Origin of the sequence: Thermolongibacillus altinsuensis, from assembly GCF_004341205.1 — a bacterium.
Taxonomy (GTDB): Bacteria; Bacillota; Bacilli; order Bacillales; family Anoxybacillaceae; genus Thermolongibacillus; species Thermolongibacillus altinsuensis.
On record NZ_SLUL01000001.1, the window covers coordinates 198,163 to 219,730 of the forward strand.

25 protein-coding genes are annotated in these 21,568 nt (G+C 45.4%); 16 read left to right on the plus strand and 9 right to left on the minus strand.

Going from position 1 to position 21,568, the window contains the following annotated elements:
* Positions 1 to 4 precede the first annotated feature (4 nt).
* On the plus strand, positions 5 to 655 hold the full coding sequence (gene nth, locus EDD69_RS01100; protein WP_132947122.1) for an endonuclease III: 651 nt from the start codon (positions 5 to 7) through the stop codon (positions 653 to 655).
* Positions 655 to 1,149, plus strand: a complete 495-nt coding sequence (locus EDD69_RS01105; protein ID WP_132947123.1) for a YpoC family protein — start codon at positions 655 to 657, stop codon at positions 1,147 to 1,149. Before nth ends, EDD69_RS01105 begins: the two co-directional genes overlap by 1 nt.
* A 16-nt stretch (positions 1,150 to 1,165) precedes the next feature.
* Here EDD69_RS01105 and EDD69_RS01110 read toward each other — a convergent pair whose 3' ends face one another.
* Positions 1,166 to 3,829 (minus strand): transglycosylase domain-containing protein, encoded by a 2,664-nt coding sequence (locus EDD69_RS01110; RefSeq protein ID WP_132947124.1) that lies wholly within the window; start codon positions 3,827 to 3,829, stop codon positions 1,166 to 1,168.
* 18 nt (positions 3,830 to 3,847) lie between these two features.
* Positions 3,848 to 4,441, minus strand: coding sequence for a Holliday junction resolvase RecU (recU, locus tag EDD69_RS01115; protein WP_132947125.1), 594 nt, complete (start codon positions 4,439 to 4,441; stop codon positions 3,848 to 3,850).
* 243 nt (positions 4,442 to 4,684) lie between these two features.
* Between recU and EDD69_RS01120 the strand changes: the two genes are divergently transcribed.
* The 3 genes from EDD69_RS01120 to EDD69_RS01130 all read left to right on the plus strand — a co-directional run bounded on the left by EDD69_RS01120 (position 4,685) and on the right by EDD69_RS01130 (position 7,332).
* Entirely contained in the window at positions 4,685 to 6,430 is a 1,746-nt protein-coding gene (locus tag EDD69_RS01120; protein WP_132947126.1) for a SulP family inorganic anion transporter, read from the plus strand.
* A 13-nt stretch (positions 6,431 to 6,443) separates the two neighbouring features.
* Positions 6,444 to 6,782, plus strand: a complete 339-nt coding sequence (locus tag EDD69_RS01125; protein ID WP_132947127.1) for an ArsR/SmtB family transcription factor — start codon at positions 6,444 to 6,446, stop codon at positions 6,780 to 6,782.
* 325 nt (positions 6,783 to 7,107) lie between these two features.
* The gene (locus EDD69_RS01130; RefSeq protein WP_132947128.1) at positions 7,108 to 7,332 is read left to right on the plus strand and encodes a hypothetical protein; all 225 of its coding nucleotides are present in this window, start codon (positions 7,108 to 7,110) and stop codon (positions 7,330 to 7,332) included.
* Positions 7,333 to 7,356: 24 nt separating this feature from the next.
* Here the strand turns inward: EDD69_RS01130 and EDD69_RS15170 are convergent, their stop codons facing one another.
* A complete protein-coding gene (locus EDD69_RS15170) occupies positions 7,357 to 7,524 on the minus strand; it encodes a hypothetical protein (RefSeq protein WP_165871695.1) in 168 nt (55 codons plus the stop codon).
* A gap of 59 nt (positions 7,525 to 7,583) precedes the next feature.
* The gene (locus tag EDD69_RS01135; RefSeq protein WP_132947129.1) at positions 7,584 to 7,790 is read right to left on the minus strand and encodes a YppF family protein; all 207 of its coding nucleotides are present in this window, start codon (positions 7,788 to 7,790) and stop codon (positions 7,584 to 7,586) included.
* 156 nt (positions 7,791 to 7,946) lie between these two features.
* Here EDD69_RS01135 and EDD69_RS01140 point away from each other — a divergent pair, with 156 nt between their 5' ends.
* Positions 7,947 to 8,279 (plus strand): YppG family protein, encoded by a 333-nt coding sequence (locus EDD69_RS01140; protein WP_132947130.1) that lies wholly within the window; start codon positions 7,947 to 7,949, stop codon positions 8,277 to 8,279.
* A gap of 83 nt (positions 8,280 to 8,362) precedes the next feature.
* On the opposite strand, the gene EDD69_RS01145 is transcribed toward EDD69_RS01140, so the two are convergent.
* On the minus strand, positions 8,363 to 8,812 hold the full coding sequence (locus tag EDD69_RS01145; RefSeq protein WP_424565316.1) for an Hsp20/alpha crystallin family protein: 450 nt from the start codon (positions 8,810 to 8,812) through the stop codon (positions 8,363 to 8,365).
* Positions 8,813 to 8,943: 131 nt separating this feature from the next.
* On the opposite strand from EDD69_RS01145, the gene EDD69_RS15175 reads away from it, so the two are divergent.
* Positions 8,944 to 9,102 (plus strand): hypothetical protein, encoded by a 159-nt coding sequence (locus EDD69_RS15175; protein WP_165871696.1) that lies wholly within the window; start codon positions 8,944 to 8,946, stop codon positions 9,100 to 9,102.
* A gap of 120 nt (positions 9,103 to 9,222) precedes the next feature.
* On the plus strand, positions 9,223 to 10,881 hold the full coding sequence (locus tag EDD69_RS01150; protein ID WP_132947132.1) for a glycerol-3-phosphate dehydrogenase/oxidase: 1,659 nt from the start codon (positions 9,223 to 9,225) through the stop codon (positions 10,879 to 10,881).
* A 24-nt stretch (positions 10,882 to 10,905) separates the two neighbouring features.
* On the opposite strand, the gene EDD69_RS01155 is transcribed toward EDD69_RS01150, so the two are convergent.
* From EDD69_RS01155 to EDD69_RS01170, 4 genes are all read right to left on the minus strand, one after another.
* The gene (locus tag EDD69_RS01155) at positions 10,906 to 11,682 is read right to left on the minus strand and encodes an EcsC family protein (RefSeq protein WP_132947133.1); all 777 of its coding nucleotides are present in this window, start codon (positions 11,680 to 11,682) and stop codon (positions 10,906 to 10,908) included.
* Positions 11,683 to 11,778: 96 nt separating this feature from the next.
* Positions 11,779 to 12,057 (minus strand): hypothetical protein, encoded by a 279-nt coding sequence (locus tag EDD69_RS01160; RefSeq protein WP_424565317.1) that lies wholly within the window; start codon positions 12,055 to 12,057, stop codon positions 11,779 to 11,781.
* Positions 12,058 to 12,069: 12 nt separating this feature from the next.
* Positions 12,070 to 13,056: a hypothetical protein gene (locus tag EDD69_RS01165; protein ID WP_243643004.1), complete on the minus strand. Its 987-nt coding sequence runs from the start codon at positions 13,054 to 13,056 to the stop codon at positions 12,070 to 12,072.
* Positions 13,057 to 13,229: 173 nt separating this feature from the next.
* Complete coding sequence (locus tag EDD69_RS01170) at positions 13,230 to 14,462, minus strand: aminopeptidase (RefSeq protein ID WP_132947134.1); 1,233 nt, start codon at positions 14,460 to 14,462, stop codon at positions 13,230 to 13,232.
* A 122-nt stretch (positions 14,463 to 14,584) separates the two neighbouring features.
* On the opposite strand from EDD69_RS01170, the gene EDD69_RS01175 reads away from it, so the two are divergent.
* The 8 genes from EDD69_RS01175 (at position 14,585) to EDD69_RS01210 (ending at position 21,450) form a co-directional block, all read left to right on the plus strand.
* Positions 14,585 to 15,019, plus strand: a complete 435-nt coding sequence (locus tag EDD69_RS01175) for a hypothetical protein (protein WP_132947135.1) — start codon at positions 14,585 to 14,587, stop codon at positions 15,017 to 15,019.
* 11 nt (positions 15,020 to 15,030) lie between these two features.
* Complete coding sequence (locus tag EDD69_RS01180) at positions 15,031 to 16,170, plus strand: glycerate kinase (protein ID WP_132947136.1); 1,140 nt, start codon at positions 15,031 to 15,033, stop codon at positions 16,168 to 16,170.
* Positions 16,167 to 16,934 (plus strand): YhfC family intramembrane metalloprotease, encoded by a 768-nt coding sequence (locus EDD69_RS01185; RefSeq protein WP_132947137.1) that lies wholly within the window; start codon positions 16,167 to 16,169, stop codon positions 16,932 to 16,934. The genes EDD69_RS01180 and EDD69_RS01185 overlap by 4 nt, the downstream gene beginning before the upstream one ends.
* Complete coding sequence (locus EDD69_RS01190) at positions 16,931 to 17,314, plus strand: VOC family protein (RefSeq protein WP_207893231.1); 384 nt, start codon at positions 16,931 to 16,933, stop codon at positions 17,312 to 17,314. Before EDD69_RS01185 ends, EDD69_RS01190 begins: the two co-directional genes overlap by 4 nt.
* A gap of 469 nt (positions 17,315 to 17,783) precedes the next feature.
* Positions 17,784 to 18,959 carry an 8-amino-7-oxononanoate synthase gene (gene bioF, locus EDD69_RS01195; RefSeq protein WP_132947139.1) on the plus strand — a complete coding sequence of 392 codons (1,176 nt, stop codon included), beginning with the start codon at positions 17,784 to 17,786 and terminating at the stop codon, positions 18,957 to 18,959.
* A 42-nt stretch (positions 18,960 to 19,001) separates the two neighbouring features.
* The gene (locus tag EDD69_RS01200; protein WP_132947140.1) at positions 19,002 to 19,697 is read left to right on the plus strand and encodes an alpha/beta fold hydrolase; all 696 of its coding nucleotides are present in this window, start codon (positions 19,002 to 19,004) and stop codon (positions 19,695 to 19,697) included.
* Complete coding sequence (gene bioC, locus EDD69_RS01205; protein ID WP_132947141.1) at positions 19,687 to 20,478, plus strand: malonyl-ACP O-methyltransferase BioC; 792 nt, start codon at positions 19,687 to 19,689, stop codon at positions 20,476 to 20,478. The genes EDD69_RS01200 and bioC overlap by 11 nt, the downstream gene beginning before the upstream one ends.
* A gap of 108 nt (positions 20,479 to 20,586) precedes the next feature.
* Positions 20,587 to 21,450: a hypothetical protein gene (locus tag EDD69_RS01210; protein WP_132947142.1), complete on the plus strand. Its 864-nt coding sequence runs from the start codon at positions 20,587 to 20,589 to the stop codon at positions 21,448 to 21,450.
* Positions 21,451 to 21,568: the final 118 nt, after the last annotated feature.

Consider the following 21,568-nt stretch of genomic DNA (forward strand, 5'->3'; position numbering starts at 1 on the left):
TGTTATGTTAACGAAGCAGCAAATTCGCTACTGTTTAGACGAAATGGCGAAAATGTTTCCGAATGCGCATTGCGAGCTTGTTCATCGCAATCCGTTTGAGCTGTTGATTGCCGTTGTGTTGTCAGCGCAGTGTACCGACGCATTAGTCAATAAAGTAACGAAAAATCTATTTCAAAAATATAAAACGCCTGAAGACTATATCGCAGTGCCGCTTGAAGAATTGCAGCAAGATATTCGCTCGATCGGATTATATCGCAACAAAGCGAAAAACATTCAAAACTTGTGCCGCATGTTAATTGAACAATACGGCGGCGAAGTGCCGCGCGATCGCGATGAACTCATGAAATTGCCGGGAGTCGGGCGGAAGACGGCGAACGTTGTCGTTTCCGTTGCATTCGGCGTCCCTGCGATTGCGGTTGATACGCATGTCGAGCGCGTCAGCAAACGGCTTGGCATTTGCCGTTGGAAAGATTCGGTTCTTGAAGTCGAAGAGACGTTAATGCGGAAAATTCCAAAAGAAGAATGGTCGGTGAGCCATCATCGCCTCATTTTTTTTGGCCGCTATCATTGTAAAGCGCAAGCGCCAAAATGCGACGTTTGTCCGCTTCTTCATCTATGCCGAGAAGGAAAAAAACGAATGAAAGGAGCGGTTTAATGCGCATTCCAGCTTCTTTTATGCATCCGTTATTTTTCTCAAAAGATGAAATTACGGTTGAAACGGCTCAACCATTTCCGAACATGATGAAGCACGTTCCGTTTTATTACGATATAACGGAAGAAGAACAGCCGTGGACAAACATGGAACAATCGCTTCCGCCATTATTAGAGCTTTGGAAAGACGAAAAAGAAACGCTGGCGTCGCTGTTTGCCAAGCGAGATCGGAAAGCCGCGCGCGAGCCGATGATTCGCAGCTTAGCGTATTTTCTTAGCGCGCTCTTTTGGCTGAACGAACGAAAAGTGAGCAATGTGTGCGAATGGGAAAAAGAAGTGAAAGCATTGCCCCTTCAACCGTTGAACTGCCTCGATCGGCTTGCGTTTATTTTTGCCCGTCCTGACCTTTATCACTCATTTATTCAACTTGATGAACTGTTTGAAGAATTAACGAAACTCGTTTACAAAACGATCGCTAAACGCAAAATAACAAAATAAAAAGAGGCTGAATGGATCAGCCTCTTTTTTCATTTGTTTCTCCTTGTGTTGGTTTTTGCAGTTGGTTGTTGCTATTGTTAATGGTGTTGTTGTTTGTGTTTGTGCTTCCTTGGCTTGGATTTGTCGGATTGCTTGGTGCCGGATTTGTTGGATTTGTCGGATTTGTTGGCGCGCTCGGATTTGGATTCGATGGGTCTGTTGGTTGCTCTGGATTTTCTGGTTGTTCTGATGTTTCTGGTTCTTCCGGTTGCTCCGGCTGTTCCGTTTCTTCTGTTTCTTCATCTTGTCCTGGCTGTGTTTTTTCATCGCTGGGCGTTGACAGTTCTTCTTTCGGAATTTGCACGAGCGCTGTTGCTGGAGCGCTGCGCGTACCGTCTGCGCTGACCGCGTATACTTCAAACAAGTACACTGAACCGTCTCCGGCGTTGACCGTCAATTGCGAATCTTTCGTCGTGCCAATCACGACCGGCTTGCCGCCATCGACTGTTTGCCGCACTTCAAACGAAATATCGTTTTCTGGGTCGATCGTATACGACCAAGCAAGCGAAATCGTGTTTGTTGCCGGATCGTATTTTGCTTGTAAGTCTGTAACAGGGTCAAGTGTTTCAGGTTCATCATCAGCAACTTCTATCGGTTCTTCGTAGCCGCGAACGAAATATTCATACGTAATTTCATCTTTTGGCGTATACTTACTTGCTAATTGCGGCGGATTTGTTCCTTTTTTAACGGCAAGCTGAACAACACTTTTTGGTTTCTTAAAGTCGCCGCCGCTGCCGTCATCGACGTGCGAAATGATATTCTTGAACAACAGCTTTGCATATTGTTGTTCCGCTCTTGTTAAATACGCTTCGCTGCTCTTTTTGCTAAATCCTGTCCATACGGCTGCTGTATAGTTCGGCGTATAACCGACAAACCAACTATCTGGCACTGCACCTTCTGATAGCCCATATCTTCTGCGATCTTTTTCATCATAGTTTGTCGTTCCTGTTTTTCCAGCGATGTGAAGCCCCGGCACGTTCGCAGCCGTTCCTGTTCCTGATTGAACGACCGTCTTTAACATGTCCGTAATCATAAAGGCTGTATAGTCTTTCATTGCCGCTTTTGGCTTTGGACGTACATCCATTTCTGTGCCGTCAGGGAAGACGATTTTTGTTACCGCATGCGGCTCAATGTAAATGCCGCCGTTACCGAATGCGCTGTACGCTCCTGCCATTTGGAGAGGGGAGACGCCGGTGCCTACTCCTCCGACCGCGTATGCTTCATAAATTTCGTCAAAGCCCATGCCGAGTCGGTTTGCAAATTCTTTTGCACGCTCTAAACCAACTTCTTGAAGAGCCTTAAGGGCTGGAATGTTACGGGAACGGGCAAGCGCCATGCGCATCGACATTTGTCCTTCGTATCTGCCGTCCCAGTTTTTAATCGGTGTTCCATCAGAATATTGGTAAGGTTCGTCTGTTAATTGATGGTACGTTGACCATTTTAAATATTCGATCGCTGGGCCGTAGTCTAAAATTGGTTTAATCGTTGATCCAGGTTGTTTTTTCGCATCGGTCGCATAGTTAAAACCGAATGTAACTCCGTCTTGTTTACGACCGCCGCCGAGCGCGCGAATTTCGCCTGTTTTCGTATCAACAAGGGCAATACCTGCTTGGAAATCTTCTTTGTCTGTGCGAATCACTTCATCTGAGTTTAGCAGTTCATCGACGTATGATTGGGCATCTTGATCAAGTGTCGTGTAAATTTTTAATCCGGCAGTAAAAACGTCCAATCCTGTTTTTTCCGTTACTTCTTCAATGACGCGATCAATGAAGGAGTCATACGGAATCTCGTCTTCTTGTTTGTATTCCGCAAGCATCGATTGGATCGGAACTTTTTTCGCTTTTTCCGCTTCTTCTTTTGAAATAAATCCATGTTTAACCATGAGCGAAAGAACGGTATTGCGACGTTTTTCCGCCGCTTCCGGGTGCTTAAACGGATTGTAGTTGTTTGGGCTTTGCGGAATACCCGCTAAAAGCGCTGCTTCTGGGAGCGTCAACTCCGATAAATCTTTTTTGCCAAAATACACTTCGGCTGCTTTGGCAACACCGTAAGCACGGCTTGAATAATAAATTTTGTTTAAATACATTTCTAGAATTTCTTGTTTAGAATATTTTTGTTCAAGGCGAATGGCTAACCACAATTCTTGCACTTTTCGCTTTAACGTTTTTTCTGGCGTTAAAAACGAAAGTTTGACGACTTGTTGGGTAATGGTACTTCCGCCTTCTGCGCCGAATCCTTCGCGAATATTCGCTACAATGGCGCCGAAAACGCGGATGATGTCAAAGCCGTGATGCTCATAAAACCGAGCGTCTTCAGTGGCGAGTACCGCATCTTCCAGCACTTTCGGAATATCTTTGTAGGAAACGTAAATGCGTTTTTGTTGTCCAAGCTCCGTTACTTTTTCACCGTTTTGATCGTAAACGATGGAGGCGAGCGGGTCGCGCAACAACGTTTCATCAAGCGGCGGTGCGTCTTTAATCATCCACGCAAAAGCAACGACTCCTGAAAACATGCCAAACGTCATAAGGACAAGCATAGCAAGTACGATTTTTTTCAATATTGAACCACTTCGCTTTCGTGGGTTTTGTTTCGTTTTTTGTGCTTGTTTTCGCTCTGTGCGCGAACGATAGTTGTTGGACATGCTGTTCCTCCTATCTTTCTAGAAATATAGTTTGTCCACTACCTTAATATAATCGATTCGTGGTTGATAGCCAAGTGGAATGAGATGTCCATACTGCTCAATTTCGGTTTTCGTAATCGATTTTCGACCACCTTTTTCTTTTCGCTCCCAAAATTCAAGAAGGTGATGGGCATCCAGCAAATACACTTCGTCCAGCGTGGTAAACCGCAAAATGACGAAGCAAATAGCCCCATGAGCAAGCACTTGCTTCATATGGTAAATTTGATGTTCATGAAAATTTTGTAACGGAAACGATGTTTTATTTCTCGTTTCTTTTGCTTCAAAATCGATGTATTTGCCGCGATAAATGCCGTTATAGTCTGTTGTTGACGGTTGCTTAAAATACGCTTCTTTAATGACGGCTGCGCTTCGCTTCGGATAATCGACGCGAACGATTTGCACAGGGGTCGGCTTTTTATGAATGACGGCAATGCCTCTCTCTAAATAGTAGGCATTTGTTTCATTCAAATCTGCCTCTAGCGTCATGCCACGGTTTCCGTAGGTGGCATTTGCTTTGCCCGCTGCGACTTGTTCACGTTTTTCGTACACTCGTCCCCCGGGATATTTAAACATAGCACCATCTCCTTCGAATGCCTATTATTATACCATATGAACAAACAAACCGTCATTTTCACAAAAGTGAGAAAAGAGAAACTTCATTTTCAAACATCGAAGAAAAAAACGTTTGGGCAAATCTTATTCGCGCTGAAAATCAATCAAAAAATCTTTGACACTAAAACTTCATAATGTTATATAGTTTGTATATGTGCATATTCAAAAATTCAAATATACATAGATAAAAAGGAGGCCTTGTGCTTGGAGCGGTTTAAAGGGTATACCATTGCTCACTTTCGCAAAGATCTATTGGCTGGATTGATTGTTGGAGTGATTGCTTTGCCGCTTGGAATGGCATTTGCGATTGCTTCAGGAGCGAAGCCTGAATACGGAATTTATACGACCATTGTTGCAGGAATACTCATCTCTTTATGCGGAGGGTCTAAATATCAAATCGGTGGACCGACGGGAGCATTTATTCCGATTTTATTGGGAATCGTTTTAACATACGGTTATGAAAATTTATTAATAGCTGGTTTTTTATCTGGGATCATGTTGGTGTTGATGGGATTGTTTCGGCTCGGATCATTGATTAAATTTATACCGAGACCTGTGACAATTGGCTTTACGTCAGGAATTGCTGTCATTATTTTTACTGGACAAATCGCCAACTTTTTAGGATTAGAAGGCATTAAGAAACATGAAGATTTCCTTTCAAATATGAGAGAGTTATTCCTTCATTTAGATACGTTGAACGTATATAGTGTGATCACCGCAACCATTGGACTGTTGACCATCATCATCACTCCGAAATATGTGCCTAAAATTCCTGGACCATTGCTCAGTTTAATTGTGTCAAGCGGAGTAGCGATGCTGTTATTTCCAGAACAAGTCGCAACGATTGGCTCTACTTTTGGGGAAATTCCGAATCATTTACCACATCTTTCATTTCCGAATGTAACGCTTGAAAAAGTAGTTGCGATGTTGCGTCCGGCTTTTGTGATTGCGATGTTAGGGGCCATTGAATCGTTGTTATCGGCTGTTGTGGCTGATGGAATGACAGGGACAAAACACCATAGCAATCGAGAATTAATCGGCCAAGGAATTGCCAATATCGTGACTCCTTTTTTTGGAGGGATTCCGGCGACAGGGGCGATTGCTAGAACGGCGACCAATATCAAAAGCGGTGCGACATCGCCGCTATCCGGTGTCATTCACGGGCTCGTCGTTTTGGTTACTTTATTGTTATTTGCACCATATGCTTCTCACATTCCGTTGGCAAGCATGGCTCCTATTTTAATGATCGTTGCTTGGAATATGAGCGAACGAAAAGAGTTTGTTCATGTTCTCAAAACGAAGTCGACAGATTCCATTGTCCTTGTGATTACTTTTCTTTTAACCATATTTACAAACTTAACGATTGCGGTTGAAGTTGGGCTTATTTTAGCGATCATTTTATTTGTGAAACGAATGAGTGACATCTTTACGGTTGCAAAAGTCCTTCCTGACCCGACAAAAAAGAGAATGAAAGTCAGCTCACAAATAGTGGAGAAGGGACGTGATTGTCCACAAATTAGCATCTATACGATCGAAGGGCCGCTTTTTTTCGGCGTCGCTCAAATGTTTGAACAATCGATTATGAGCACCATTCATCATCAACCGCGTGTGTTAATTTTACGCATGAGTAAAGTTCCATATATTGATCAAACAGGGGAAGCGAACTTGGCAAGCATGGTCGATCACTTCCAAAAACATGGGGGCACCATTTTGATTTCTGGCATTCAGCCGCAACCACAAGACATGTTAAAAAAATCTGGTTTGTATGATAGAATTGGTGAGGGCTGCTTTTTTGAACATACAGGTGATGCATTGAACGCCGCTTTCGCTCATATTCAACGAGATCGATGCATCGGATGCAGACATTATGCGTTTGAGGAATGTCGAAATCTTGTTCGTCCTCAAAGTGAAACGATGGGCATTTACCGTTCATCAGGAAACTTAAAATAGTTGGAGGAAGCAAATGAACTTAGAGTTACAACAATTTAAAGCGGAATTTTTTAAAGCGTTGGCTCATCCATTACGCATTCGTATTTTAGAGTTGTTAGCTGAAGGGGATAAGCACGTTAATGAGCTACAGACATTAATTGGCGCGGAAGGATCTGCTGTTTCCCAGCAACTTAGCGTATTGCGTGCGAAAAACATCGTATACGGCACAAAAGACGGAAATCGGGTGATTTATTCGCTTCGAGATCCGATGATTGTTGATTTGCTAAATATCGCCAAACAAATTTTTAATAATCATCTTATCGATGCGATTTCCCTGCTTGATAAATTTAGTGATGAAAAAGGAGGAGCGTAAAAAGGTTCTTGCATGTTCTGCAAGAACCTTTTGAGCTTATGTAGAAGGGCGGTTTGGTCCTTCTAATTTTTTGTCGCCAAAGCCAGTCGTTGTTTCTTCTTGCTTGGTTGGCTGCTGCTTCTTTTTTTGCTCTTTTTTCGCCATGTTTGGACACCTCCTTCTTTGAGTAGTGTGAGCCATTTTGATGAAAAACATGTCATGGTTTTGTCGAATTTTGAATAGAAACCACTTTGTTTGCCGAATTTCTTCTAGTTTTGTCAACGTGGAAGGAAGCGCCCTTTTTTTGGCGAATGTGTATGGCAAAGCAGAAAGGGGAGGTATGAGGGTGGAGAAGCGTTCAATGTCGATGGAGGAAGTACATGCTGAGTTAGAGGCTCTTTTTCATGCGCTTGAACAACTTGAAGGAAAGATTAAAGAGCGGACCGTGATGCAAATAGAAGAACACTGTCAAACGCAACAATCAAGCTTGCAAGAAGTGGATGATTCGTTACAAAAAATAGAAGAAAAAATGGATAAACGATACAAACCGTTATTTGTTCGAGCGGTTTAAAAAAAGGTGGCCGATGCGCCACCTTTATTCTTTTACATGTTCAATTGTCACAGGGCGCTCGCCTTCGCTGCCGACCGTCTCAATCGCATAGTCAGCGATTTCTTCCCGCTTCGCCGGAGCATCATAGCCGTGGCTTGGCCGCTTGCTTTCGTGCCCTTTTTTCTTATGATGAAAATGGACGCCTCTGCCCATCTTGGTGCCCCCTTTATGCTAAAGTCCTCTTTAGCATGGCTCATTTGAGGGCAAACGATTCACGACTCAATATATTCCTTTATTTGATCGTCGTCTGGTTTGTATGCGCCTAACGCTTCTAAATCGCGGACAAGATGGCGATAAACGCCGAGCGGTAATTCATTCCGCAAGTACAATTGGCGAGCATAATCAAGCAATTCGTTGGCATCCATCGGCTCATAGTTTCTCGTCGCAATAAATTTGTTTTTTAATTCTGTGACCGTCATCTTACATCCTCCCCCTTTTTGCCCTATCATATCATAAAAAAAATAGTAATTGTTAATTTCAAAAAATTAAGACTTCCGACAATGATTGACAATATTTATGGTGCACAGCGGACAAAATAAACGAATACATATAAGGATAAGAAAGGGGATGAAGATATGTGGTATGCTCCGCAAACCAATTGGCCGATGGCGCAACAATGGTGGGGGCCTTATCATCCATATACGCCTTATCATCATGGAATGCCTTCGGTCCATTCACCGTACCCGACTCCATATCCGAAGCCGATCATGTCATATCCGAATCCAATGACGTCATATCCAAAATCCATGACATCGCCGATGCAGCAAGCTGGAATTTTGTCGCAATTTAAAACGTCAGACGGAACATATGACATTCCGAAGATGATGAATACGATGGGGCAAATGATGAGCATGGTAAACCAAATGGGCGGTATGGTGAAAGGACTAACGCAAACTTTCAAAGTGTAAAGTTTGCGTTTTTTTTATTGGTAATAAATGATATAAAATTCAGAAAAATTGTGCTATAATAAAAAAAGGCGAGTATGCGCCTTTTAGTCAATGTCGATATATTTTTTCTTTTGCGGCAGACGAATGACGAGTTTTCCGTCTTGAAATGAAGCCTGTACCTCTTTTTCTGAAACAGGATACGGAAGAAAAATCGATTTGGTGATATGTTGCTGCGCTTCTTTTTTCTGAAAAAGATTTCCTTGTTCATCGATCGTTTCGATGCGTTCTTGATGAGAAATGGAAAGAATGAGGCGCTCTTCATCGAATTGCAATTGGATTTGTTCCCGCTTGACGCTTGGCAAATGAGCGATAATGACGTGTTCTGTGCTCGTTTCATGCACATCGATCGGAATGTAAAGCGGCGAAAAGGTGCGATGGACATATTCATCGAGCGTGTGCAATAACTTTTTTAACGGACGATCATCAAAAAACGAATCAAGCATATGTGAGACGTCTTTTTTCTTTTTCATCGGCGGTTGAAATTCGTTTGACAACATGACCAGCTCCTTCCTTTAAAAAAACCGTTCATTCGTAATATATGAGCGAAAAGAAAAAATGTTCACGAAACTTTTTTTGAACACATTCGTATACATAAGTGGAGTTTATGCGAAAGGCGGGAAAAACGATGCGGAAGACGAATGAAACGCCAAAACCGTCATCCAATAAAATTAGAGCGATCATTGAAAAATATGAAAAACAAGGAATTAACATTAGCGCCTGCAAACCGCGGGCGACGATGAAATGGTTTCGCGGGCATAAAGGTTGCCTTTTTTCCGATTTGTGATACAATAAAGACAAAGTTAATATTCGTCAAGAGATCAAGAGAGACCATGCATGCATGATGAGCGCTTGTTCATCGTGCTTGTTGTGGTCTCTTTTTATTTTGAAAGAGGGGGAAGAGAACATGTTTTCAGCAAAGCGACGATTAGAAAAATTAGAAGAAATGAGTAAACAGGTGTACGATGTGTTGGTGATTGGCGGCGGTATTACAGGATGCGGCATCGCGTTAGATGCGACGACGCGCGGCATGAAAACCGCCCTTGTCGAAATGCAGGACTTTGCCGCTGGTACATCAAGCCGATCAACGAAGCTTGTTCATGGCGGGTTGCGCTATTTAAAGCAGTTCGAAGTCAAAATGGTTGCCGAAGTCGGCAGAGAGCGCGCCATTGTGTATGAAAACGGTCCGCATGTCACGACGCCTGAATGGATGCTTTTGCCGATTCATAAAGGGGGAACATTCGGCAAATGGAGCACATCGATCGGGCTGTGGGTGTATGATCATTTAGCGGGCGTGAAAAAAGAAGAGCGGCGCACGATGTTAAATGCGCAACAAACCCTTGAAAAAGAACCGCTCATTAAAAAAGATGGCCTCATCGGCGGCGGGTATTACGTCGAATACCGGACCGATGATGCGCGCTTGACAATCGAAGTCGTGAAAAAGGCGGTCGAAATGGGAGCGGATGCGGTGAACTACACAAAGGTTGAATCATTTTTATATGAAAACGGCCGCGTCGTTGGCGTTCGTTGCCGCGAACAAACGACGAATCGAACGTATGACCTTTATGCGAAAAAAATCATTAACGCCGCTGGGCCGTGGGTGGATTCATTGCGCGAAAAAGACGGATCGCAACAAGGGAAAAAGCTGCGTTTGACGAAAGGGGTCCATATCGTTATTGACCAAAAACGATTCCCGTTAAAGCAAGCCATTTATTTCGATACGCCTGATGGGCGCATGGTGTTTGCGATTCCGCGCGATGGAAAGACATATGTCGGTACGACGGATACGTTTTATGATGGCGATATCGCCAATCCGAAAATGACATCCGAAGATCGGGCATACTTATTGCGAGCCATTCATTATATGTTTCCAAACGTTCGATTGACGGAGGCGGACATCGAGTCAAGCTGGGCAGGATTGCGGCCGCTCATTTATGAAGAAGGAAAAGATCCATCAGAGATTTCGCGCAAAGATGAAATTTGGCAATCGCCGTCTGGATTGATTACGATCGCCGGAGGAAAATTAACGGGATATCGCAAAATGGCGGAAACGGTCGTCGATCTTGTCGCCAAGCAGCTCGCAAACGAAACCGGTCAAACATTCAAGCCGTGCCAGACGAAACATTTGCCGATTTCCGGCGGCGATGTAGGCGGTTCCGCAAATCTTCCATCATTTATCCGCAAAAAAGCGGAAGAAGCTCTCGCTTACGGTTTTACGCGCGAACAAGGGGAGCAGTTGGCGCGCCAATACGGAACAAACGTCGATCGTTTGTTTGCGCTCGCGAAAACGTATGATCGTTCGCAATCGATGCCGCTTGATTTGTATGTGATGTTGGTGTATGCGATTGAGGAAGAAATGGCCGTCACGCCGCTTGACTTTTTCATTCGTCGCACAGGGGCGCTTTTCTTCCGCATTGATTGGGTGAAACGGTGGAAAGATGCGGTTCTTTCGTTCATGGCGCAATATGCTGGATGGACGGAAGAGGAGCAAAAACGGTATCGCCGTGAAGTGGAACAAGCGCTTCACGACGCGGTTGTTCCGTGCGATGAAACGCTGTCAGCATAAGAGGCGGGAGATCCCGCCTCTTTTTTATTGAAACGCTGCGAGCTTTTCGATAATGCGCCGTTTCCGATAAAGCATTTTTCCTGCTTCGGCGATATCGCTAATCATCGTTTTGTTCATCCAGGCACCGAATAAAACGCCGGCAATCGGAATGGCTTGGAATAATTTTTTCCAGCCGTATTGATCCCGAAACGTCCATACGACTTCTCGCCATCCTTGCAGTTGAGAAAGCGTTTGTTGACGGTTCGTTTTAAAAAGTTCGTCTAAAATGGCTTTTTTGCCGACGATGTCCGATAAAGCAAACTGCAAACATTTGACGATAAACATTCGCTCTTGTTTGTCATGCGGATCGAAACCGTAAGCAAGCGCAATCTCTTGCAATGTTTTAAGCGCGAGTCCAAGCAAGGCAGGAATGTCAATGGCCAACGTAAAAATGCCGCCAAATCCTGTTGTTGCACCTTGATATTTTGCAAATGTTTGCCGCTTGGCAATAAGTTGATCGCACACTTCATCCATTTTGGCAAGCGGAAGACGGCGTATGTCTTCAATCGTGTACGGCTCCGTTTCAGAAAAAAGGCGGAGGATGTGTTCTTTGTTGACTAAATATTGTCCTCCTGTTTGAATGTAATGACCAACCTCATCGAGCAGTTGTCCAAGTTTGTCATGGACGAATTTAGGAGTGAGACGATCGAGCCATTGAAACGGCAGCCGCCCGATCTTTTCCCAAAACCATAAATCTTTTTGTTCTTTCTCCCATTGCTCGATCATGGAGAGTTGTTCTTCGAGAAAAGCTTTTGATTCCAACAGCGACACCTCTTTGTTTTTACGTGATGCTTATTTATACGAACGGGGATAAAAGAGGTTTCGAAAAAATAAGGAGGCTTATACAAAAAAGCTGCCTCATGCATGAGGCAGCTTGATTAGTTTTTCCGCTTCGGTGACGTAGATGCGGATGAGGAGATATTTTGCTTCAGTGCTTAAGGAAGAATCGCTAATTCGCTTTAGCGCAAGCGCAAATTTTTCATATGGCGATTTGCGAAGGCGCGGATGGGTCATTTCATCTTTTAAATCGCGCTGAATCGCTTCGATGAGCACTGCGCGCGCTTCTTCCGCCGCTGCTGGCAGCGAACGATTCGACCATAATGAGCGATACGCTTCGAGCAATTCCAAATCGGTCATTCTGCTCACCCCTTAATCGATTCGTTCAATCGTTTCCGCCATCGTTAAAAATGGTGAAAGGTCTTTTTGTTCACCGGTTGTGAAGATTGTTAAGCGCATCGGCACGCTTTTCACAACAAATACGTAAACAGCACCGTCTTTCGTTTGAGCTTGATAAACATCGGCGCCTTTTAGTTTGTTTCCTTCTTGCCACGTCATTGTTTCGACATTTCCGTCTTTACTGCTTTCTTTTACATAGGTTTCCGCCTGTTCGGAAACGAGCGCCCAATCTGCTTCATCGTCCAGAATTTCGATCGTCATTGACGCTTCGTTCTCATCTTGAAAAATCATATCTTTTCCCGGTTCGATCGCTTCTGCATTGTAGCCGTTTATGACGCGCGCTTGAAACGGCTGGGAGGAGCTTTTGTATAAGAACGTTTCATTGTTCGCTTTCTCATCTTCGTTTGCTTCAGATGTGTCTGAATCGAGCGGTATAATCGTTCTGGCCATCGTCATAAATTCTTCAAACAAGTTGGTTTCGTTTTTCGTAAAGACGGTTAAAAACATCGGCACGTCTTGTTTAACGAAAACGACATAAACGATGCTGTCATCGACGTGCGCTTCATACGCAATCGCCTCTTTAAACGGCAAAAAGCCTTCAAACGGCGTTGCATCGCTTGCAACAGCGATCGCGCGCTCTTTCGCGTTTGCCTCTAACTCATTGACATTGATGTCGCTTGGCAACAATTCAATGCGCATCAACTGATCGCCATCTTTTTTGTTTAAGACGACATCTTTCCCAGGTTCTTCCGCTTCTAGCGTGTAATCAGGAAGAAGTGAAATAGCAAAGTTTTGATTATCGCTCTCAACGTAAGTGAGGTCGAGCGCATCCGCTTGTTCAGAAGCCGGTTGATCTTCTTTTGCCGGCTTTACCCGCTGTTCCGTTTTTTGTCCGCTGCACGCAGCAAGCAACATTGAAACGATGGTCATGACCGTGAGTACGTTCCATAGTTTCTTCACGACATTCGCTCCCTTACATCCATTTTCTCTCTTTATTTTATTGTCGTATAGTTTTGCAAAGAGTGCAAGTGTTGTTTTCAAGAAGAGAGAGACAGGAGTCATTCGATTATAGTGACGATCAACAGGAAAGTACATGAACAAGTTGCGAAAAAACCGCAACTTGTTCGTTTGTTTTATAAAGGAAGCGCCCAGTTGCCGTTGCGCATAATCGGTTCGCGCGTGCCGTCTTTTGTGACGCCATCGACGTTTAGTTCGCCTGAGCCGATCATAAAGTCTTCGTGAACCAAACTGTCGTTTGCCCCGCGTGCGGCAAGTTCGTCGGCGCTCATGTTCGCTCCGTTTTCTAAGTTGGTTGGATACGCTTTTCCAAGCGCTAAATGGGATGCGGCATTTTCATCGAACAACGTATTGTAGAAGACGAGATTGGATTCGGAAATCGGCGAGCGGTGCGGCACAAGAGCAATCTCGCCTAAACGGCGCGCCCCCTCATCCGTATCAAGCAAATGTTTGAGCGTTTCATAGCCAACTTCCGCTGTAAAGTCGACGACTTTTCCATCTTTAAACGTGAGCGTGAAGCCGTCGATCACATTGCCGCCGTAGTTGAGCGGTTTCGTGTTGCGCACAACGCCGTTTGTGCCATCTTTATGCGGCATCGTAAACACTTCTTCTGTCGGAATGTTCGGGTTGAAGAAGACGCCATTCGTGCTTTTGGCTGCGCCGCCCGCCCAGATGTGTCCTTCCGGAAGCTCAACCGTTAAATCGGTGCCCGGGCCGTTGTAGATGAGTTTGGCGTATTGTTTTTCGTTTAAATAATCAACGATTTTAGCGAGCCGTTGATTATGTTCGTGCCAAGCGGCAATCGGATCGTCTTGATCGACGCGCGTTACGCGGAAAATGACATCCCAAAGCTTTTCAATCGCTTCGTCTTCGTTTAAATCCGGGAAAACCTTTTTCGCCCATGCTGGAGTTGGCACAGCGATAAGCGACCAACAGTTATGGTCCGCCATCAAGCGGCTGCGATAGTTTTGCAGCGCCACGCCAGCCGCTTTATTCGCAGCAGCAACGCGTTTCGGATCGATATCTTTCAGCAAATCCGGGTTTGGTGCATAAATGCTTAAAAACGCGGCGCCGCCTTTCGCCAACTCTTCGCGTCCTTGCGCAAGCCACATCGGATACTCATGAAGCGCTTCTTCTGGAGCGTGTTTAAATTTTATATACGTAATTTCCTCATCGCTCCATTCAACGTATACGTGCTTTGCTCCTTCTTCGTACGCTTTTTTTGCGATTTTGCGCACGAGCGGAGCGGATGGAAGCGGCGCTTGAATAAAGAGCGTCTGCCCTTTTTGAATATTGACTCCGACGCGCACAGCTAATTCCGCATATTTTTCAAGATTTTTTTCCAGCATACAATCCCTCCTTATATATTGGTAGAATAACATGTTTTCGGAAAAATAACCACTTATTGTGAAGAAATGATGTTCCAGATATGATAAATAGAGAGAAAAAATGGGGGAAGGAGCAGCAAGAGATGGAGTGCGGGGATCAACATTTATTGTACGTCGAAGGAATGTTCGTTCACAAAGGCGAATATACAGTAGAAGTGCAAGTGAAAGGAGAAACGCTTTCGTTTTTAACGCAAGAAGAGATCATCGGATTTTGCGCGGGTGATGAGGTTGGCGTTGCTTTTTGCGAAAAAGAAGGAAAGAACGTGCTCCTTTCGCTTGAACGGTTAGACGGACCGCCTTTATCTTATGCGTATGGGGAGTGGTTTGCGGAAATTATTTTCATTGATTGGATGGATGAGCGCACGTTTTTGTTCGATCTTTACCGTTCGCCCTATCGCGATCATGAAAAAATGATTGTTGAAGGAGAGCCGGTTCCAAAACGGCAAAGCGGGGAGAACATGACCGTTATTTTCGTGCGAAAAGACGGAAAAAACGTGTTAAAGAAAATCATTTCGTAGGGGGATGAACGATGAACATTGTGCTTGCGCCCGACTCGTTTAAAGGAAGTTTGTCATCGGCGGCCGTTTGCGATATAATCAAACGGGCATTTGCCGCTGAATATGAAGAAGCAAACGTCGTTTCCGTGCCGATGGCGGATGGGGGAGAAGGGACGCTTGAAGCGATCGTCACAGCGACAAACGGAACGACGGTCACCGTTGAAGCGAAAGGTCCGCTGTTTGAAAAGCGGCAAACGGTGTATGGCGTTGTCAACGGCGATACAGTCATTGTCGAAACAGCTTCCATTGCAGGTTTAACGCTCGTGCCGAATGAAAAGCGCAATCCGCTTTGCACGACGACGTATGGGATGGGAGAGGTCATTCGCGCGGCGCTTGATGCAGGGTATCGCCGCTTTCTCGTCGCTCTCGGCGGCAGTGCGACGAACGATGGCGGCTTCGGGTTGCTTAGCGCGCTTGGCGTAACATTTACAAATGAAAAAGGCGAGCGTTTACCGCCGTTTGCGGCATCGCTTGCCGATATTGCTCATGTCGATTTTGCGACGATTGATGCGCGCGTGTATGAAAGTACGTTTCTTGTTGCATCCGATGTGACGAATCCGCTTTGCGGAAAAAACGGCGCTTCGTTTGTATTCGGACCGCAAAAAGGGGCAAACGCGGAACAAGTTCGTTTTCTTGATAACGCGTTAAGCAACTATGCCGCTAAAATCGAAGCACATCTTCGCCAGGCGTATCAACATGAAAAAGGTGCAGGAGCGGCAGGCGGATTAGGCTTTGCCTTTTTGACGCTCGGCGGAAAAATCGTCTCCGGTGCGGAGCTTGTCGCTCAGACGGTTCGGCTAGAAGAAAAGATCAAAGACGCACATTTCGTCATGACAGGCGAAGGACGAAGCGATGAGCAAACGCTTTATGGGAAAGTGCCGCTTTATGTGGCGACGCTGGCGAGAAAACATGGCGCAAAGCCGATTTTGCTTTCCGGTAGTTTAGGTGCGGGATTTGAACGTTTGTATGACTATTTCATCAGCTGCGACGCGATTGCGACGGGGCCGATGACGGTAGACGAGTGCATGGAACGCGCGGAAGAACTGCTGTACATCAAAGCGCGCAATGTTGCACGTTTGTTAAAAACGATACGAAAGGAAGTGAGTAGATGAACCTGGCAGGCCCGATTAGCCAACTGATGATATCTTTGATTATCCCGATTGCGTTTTTCCTTTATTTTCGAAAAAAGCAACAGTTTGCTTGGAAACCGTTGTGGATTGGCGCCGCTGTTTTTGTCCTTTTTTCGCAAGTATTGGAGAAGCTTCTTCATATTGCGATGATTGATCAAAGCGGGACAGCGCTTAAATGGACGGATCACCCTGCTGCGTTTGTGCTTTACGGCGCGCTTGCAGCCGGCGTGTTTGAAGAGCTTGGCCGCTACGTCGGCTTTCGTTTTTGGCTGAAAGATCGGCATGAATATAAAGACGGTCTTTCGTTCGGTCTAGGGCATGGCGGCATCGAAGCGATTTTGATCGGCGTCATTGGAGCGATCAATACGCTCGTTTTGATGCAACTCATTCGTTCTGGAACGTTCGATGAAACGCTCGGTTCGGCGTTGTCAGCCGAGCAGGCGAGCACATTAAAAGAACAGATCATGAACACCCCATTTGCTTTTTATGTGCTTGGAGGACTCGAGCGCGGGGGCGCGCTCATTTTCCACATCACGATGTCGCTGCTTGTGTTGCTCGGTGTGCGAACAAACCGATTTCGCTACGTTTTATACGCCATCGCCATTCATGCGTTGTTGGATGTGGCCCCAGCGATGTACCAAGCGGGAATATTGAAAAATATTTGGGCGGTTGAAGGCGTGCTTGCCTTATTTGCGGTCGCGTCGCTCTTTGTTTGGAATAAATTGAAAAGAAAGTTGGTAGAATGATGATTCGAATCAAGCGGTTGGATCATGTGCAAATTTGCATTCCTGTCGGCAAAGAGGAGGAAGCGCGTGCATTTTATACCGATTTGCTTGGGTTTACAGAAATTGAAAAACCGAATTCACTAAAAGGGAACGGCGGGCTTTGGTACAAAGTCGGAGATGTGGAACTGCACATTGGCGTGGAGAATCGAGAAGGATACAACAGCAAAAGCCATCCGGCATTTGAAGTAGAGGATGTATTCGGTGCGCGCCGATATTTGGAGGAACACGGCGTGCCGACGCAAGACGAAAAACCGATTCCAGGCGTCATTCGCTTTTCATTCCGCGACCCGTTCCAAAATCGCATTGAATTTCTCCAAAAAGTAAGCTGCCTCGATGAATGAGGCAGCTTTTTTGATGGAATCATGATATGTATGAATAAAACATTGTTCTAAATAAACAAATAAATGAATGAATTTAACAAGTTTAAAGGAAGAGCTTTCTTCATTAACTGAAATAATTTACTTTGACTCCAATCAATATCTTCGTGAGAAATATATTTAAAGTTATGTCTCAATCATGCGATAAAGGATGGAAATCACACCGGAGAAATCATCTCTTTAATTCGCCTTGGAGAAGCATTGAAAAAATTTAATGAAAAGGTTCTTATTTAACTAACGAATGCTTTCATTGAATAAGAACAACCGAAGACCGCAATAAAGCGGTCTTTTTTTCTTTTGATGAAGATCAACATTGAAAGAGCTTTGTTTTTAAAGAGGTCATAAAAAATAATTGTCTGAATGTTTTGTCTATGATACGATAATGTAAACTTTAAAATTATAAAGGTTTACAATTGGAGGGGGAGAGGGAGGTTTGTGGCAGGACAACATAAACGCGCAATTAGCAACACTGGAGAAGAAAGCACAAAAGCGGAAACTTCCGCGCATGGAGCGTTCGGATGAAGGTTGGGTGATGATGAACGGGCGAAAGTTGCTGAATCTCGCTTCCAATAACTACCTTGGCTTAGCGGATGACGAACGGCTCATCGAGGCGAGCATTCGTGCGATGCAAACATACGGTGCAGGCGCCACCGCCTCGCGCCTCATTGTCGGCAACCATGCGCTATATGAGGAAGCCGAAGCAGCGTTAGTGAAATGGAAAGAAACCGAAGCTGCTCTGATCATCAACAGCGGTTACACCGCCAACGTCGGCATTCTTTCCGCACTAGCAAGCCGTGAGGATGTCATCTTTAGCGATAAACTCAACCACGCCAGCATCGTTGACGGCGCCATTTTAAGCCGCGCCGAACTGAAGCGCTATCGCCATAACGACATCGACCATCTTGAAACGCTTTTGAAAAAAACACCTGTGCATAAGCTGAAAATCATTGTTACCGACACGGTTTTCAGCATGGATGGAGACATCGCTCCTCTTCGCGAACTCGTTGCCCTCAAAGAAAAATACGGCGCGATTCTCATGATCGATGAAGCTCACAGCAGCGGCCTCTACGGAGAAAAAGGAGAAGGGTTGGCCCATCACCTCGGCATTGCTGAACACGTCGATATTCACATGGGAACCTTCAGCAAAGCGCTTGGCACATTTGGCGCCTATGTGACAGGAAAGAAATACCTCATTGACTATTTGATCAATCATATGCGCGCCTTTATTTTTACAACTGCCTTGCCGCCAGCGGTGCTCGGATCGATTCGAGCAGCGATTTCCATCGTCCAACAAGAACACGAACGCCGCATAAACTTGTTTACCCATAGCGATTACGTTCGCAACGAACTGAAGCGCCTCGGATTCAACATCGGCGCAAGCACAACGCAGATCGTGCCGATCATCATCGGCGACAACGAACGAACCGTCCGTTTCAGCGAGAGGCTGCAAGAACGCGGCATTGCGGCTGTTGCGATTCGTCCGCCAACCGTCCCAGAAGGCACCGCGCGCATTCGCTTCTCGCTCATGGCGACGCTTACGAAACAACAGATCGACTGGGCGCTCGAACAAATCGCCCTTGTCGGCAAAGAAATGGGTGTTATCGCATGAACGAAATGGGTGTTATCGCATGAACGAAATGGGTGTTATCGCATGAACATTGTTTTTATTCCAGGCTGGGGGATGAAAGGGGAGATTTTCGCTTCGCTCGCACGCTCTCTGCGTCATTTAGGAGATGTATCGTTCATTGAATGGGGCGGCATCGAAAGTATTTCCTCTTTTCGTGAACGTGCCAAACAAGCGCTCCATGCTCGTTCGGTGCTCATCGGTTGGTCGCTCGGCTCGCTCGTCGCTCTCGAAATGGCGCACGAGAACCCTGAACTTGTTTCTTATCTCGTTCTCATCGGCGGAACGAGCCGTTTTGTGACGGCGGCAGGCTACGACGCAGGATGGCATCCGCGCATCGTTGAGCGGATGAAAAAACAGCTTCAGCGCCATCCCGGTGAGACAATCCATGCTTTTTTGGCTTCTCTGCTGACGGAAGAGGAAAACGCCGACCTTTCCGATTATTTTCATCGCGACCGAACGAAGGAGCTGCTCATCGGACTTGATTATTTATTAACGGCGGATGCTCGTTCGCTTTTACCTAAAATTCATGTGCCGATGCTGCTCATTCACGGTGAACGAGATGCGATCTGTCCGCCGGATGCGTCGCGTTACATTGCCGCACGCGCACGCGCGGCAACGCTCGCGCTTCTTTCAAACACAGGCCACGTTCCGTTTGTTACAAAAACGGACGAATGCGCCCAACTCATTCAATGGTTTGTAGGTGAAAAAGATGATCGATAAACAATTACTGCAAAAACGGTTTAGTACGAATGCCCAAACATATGACCAATTTGCCAACGTTCAAAAAAAGATGGCGAATGCTCTATTCGGCCAAATCACCATCCGTCCTGAACGCATTCTTGAAATCGGCTGTGGAACAGGCTATCTCACCGAAAAGCTTCGCCGTCACTTTCCACACGCCCGCATCACCGCTGTCGACTTAGCGCCCGGCATGATTGCCGTCGCCAAACAACGCCTTGATGCTGAACAGATCAATTGGATTTGCGGCGACATCGAAGAAATCGAACTGTCCGAACGGTACGATCTCATCATCTCCAACGCGACATTTCAATGGCTCAACGATCTAGATCGCACGCTTTTGCGCCTCTATGACGCATTAAACGACGGCGGACAACTGGTTTTTTCAACATTTGGCGCACGCACGTTTCACGAGCTGCACACATCGTTCGCCTGTGCGCTTAAGACGCAAAATCTAAACGAACCGCTTCGCATCGGACAATCATTTCCAACACTAAATCAATTACTCGGCCGATGCCAGTGCGCCATTCCATCCGCCGCCATCAGCGCAGCCGAAACGATCGAAATCGAACGCTTCCCATCCGTTCGCGACTTCTTCCTTTCATTGCGCAAAATCGGCGCCACCAACAGCACGACAGGTCGATATTGCCAGCGTCCATCCGTATTCAAAGCGATGATGCGCGAATACGAACATCGCTTTTCCGAAAACGGCCAGATCTTTGCGACATACCACTGTTTATTCATCGACATCACCCGCCTATGAGGCGGGTGTTTTTTACGAGAATAGTAGACAAAATGCGATCCTTTTTGTAGTTTGTTGTTTAGGACAGTGGCTGTATCAGTCGTTGCATCTTGAGAGGAGAGACCAATGATGAAGAGAGTTCGGATTCGTTACGGTGATTGGGTTCTTAAAGCAGATTTGTATGAAGACGATGGAAAACTTTATATGGAAGCGAACGGTTTCGAAGAGGAGGATGTTGTTTGGTTCACCGGCCGTTCTCGAAAGGAATTGCATGAACAGATGCAAAAATGGTTTCGCGATCAAGTAGAGAATCATCAAATCTCTGAGCTCATTAGGCGAGGATACCGCATAGCATATAAAGGCAAAAAAATGCTTGCAGATGTTCGCGAATCAAGGATTGCTTATCATATTTCGCCACAGGAAAATAGGCAGTCGATTTTGGAAAAAGGATTGCTTCCCAATTCTCCAATGGTTTCATCTGATGTGTACCATGCAAGTGCGCTATTAGAAAGCATTAAACCGAAATGGATTCCTGACTGGGTCCAGCGCGTCAATGCGCTTTATTTGTATCCAGAAATGCCAATTGACCATTTGCTTATGCTGGGCTATCCGCCGCCAAGCGATCTCTATGCAGTGAAGCTGCCAAACACAAAAGGTTGGATGGGAAGCCAATTGTACGGAGGCTTTTGCATATCTGACGGTCCGATTACGGATGAAGAACGTCTCCGCTTCATTAAAGAGGATGTCGGGAAAAAATATTGGAGCTATTCTTGTTCGTTAGAAGACTACATCAAGTATGATCGACGAACACGAAAAAAGGATCGCTATGTTCAAGGATATGATGAAATCCTGTTTTTCGAATCCATTCCTCCAGAAAATATAGAATGGATCGGAAGCTGGGACGAAACAGGCTTCACGCCAACAGACGCGTTCATGAAATACGTAAAAGAAGAATGTAAACAAGCATGCATGAAACTATTCGGGATTGGATAAGTGAGTTGATAGGGGAATATTAGTAACGATGATCTTCCAGGGCTAGAGAGACCCTTTAAGGCCATTTATCTGATAAAGCAATTGGTTGTTAGGGATTTTTACACATGAGGGAATTTTG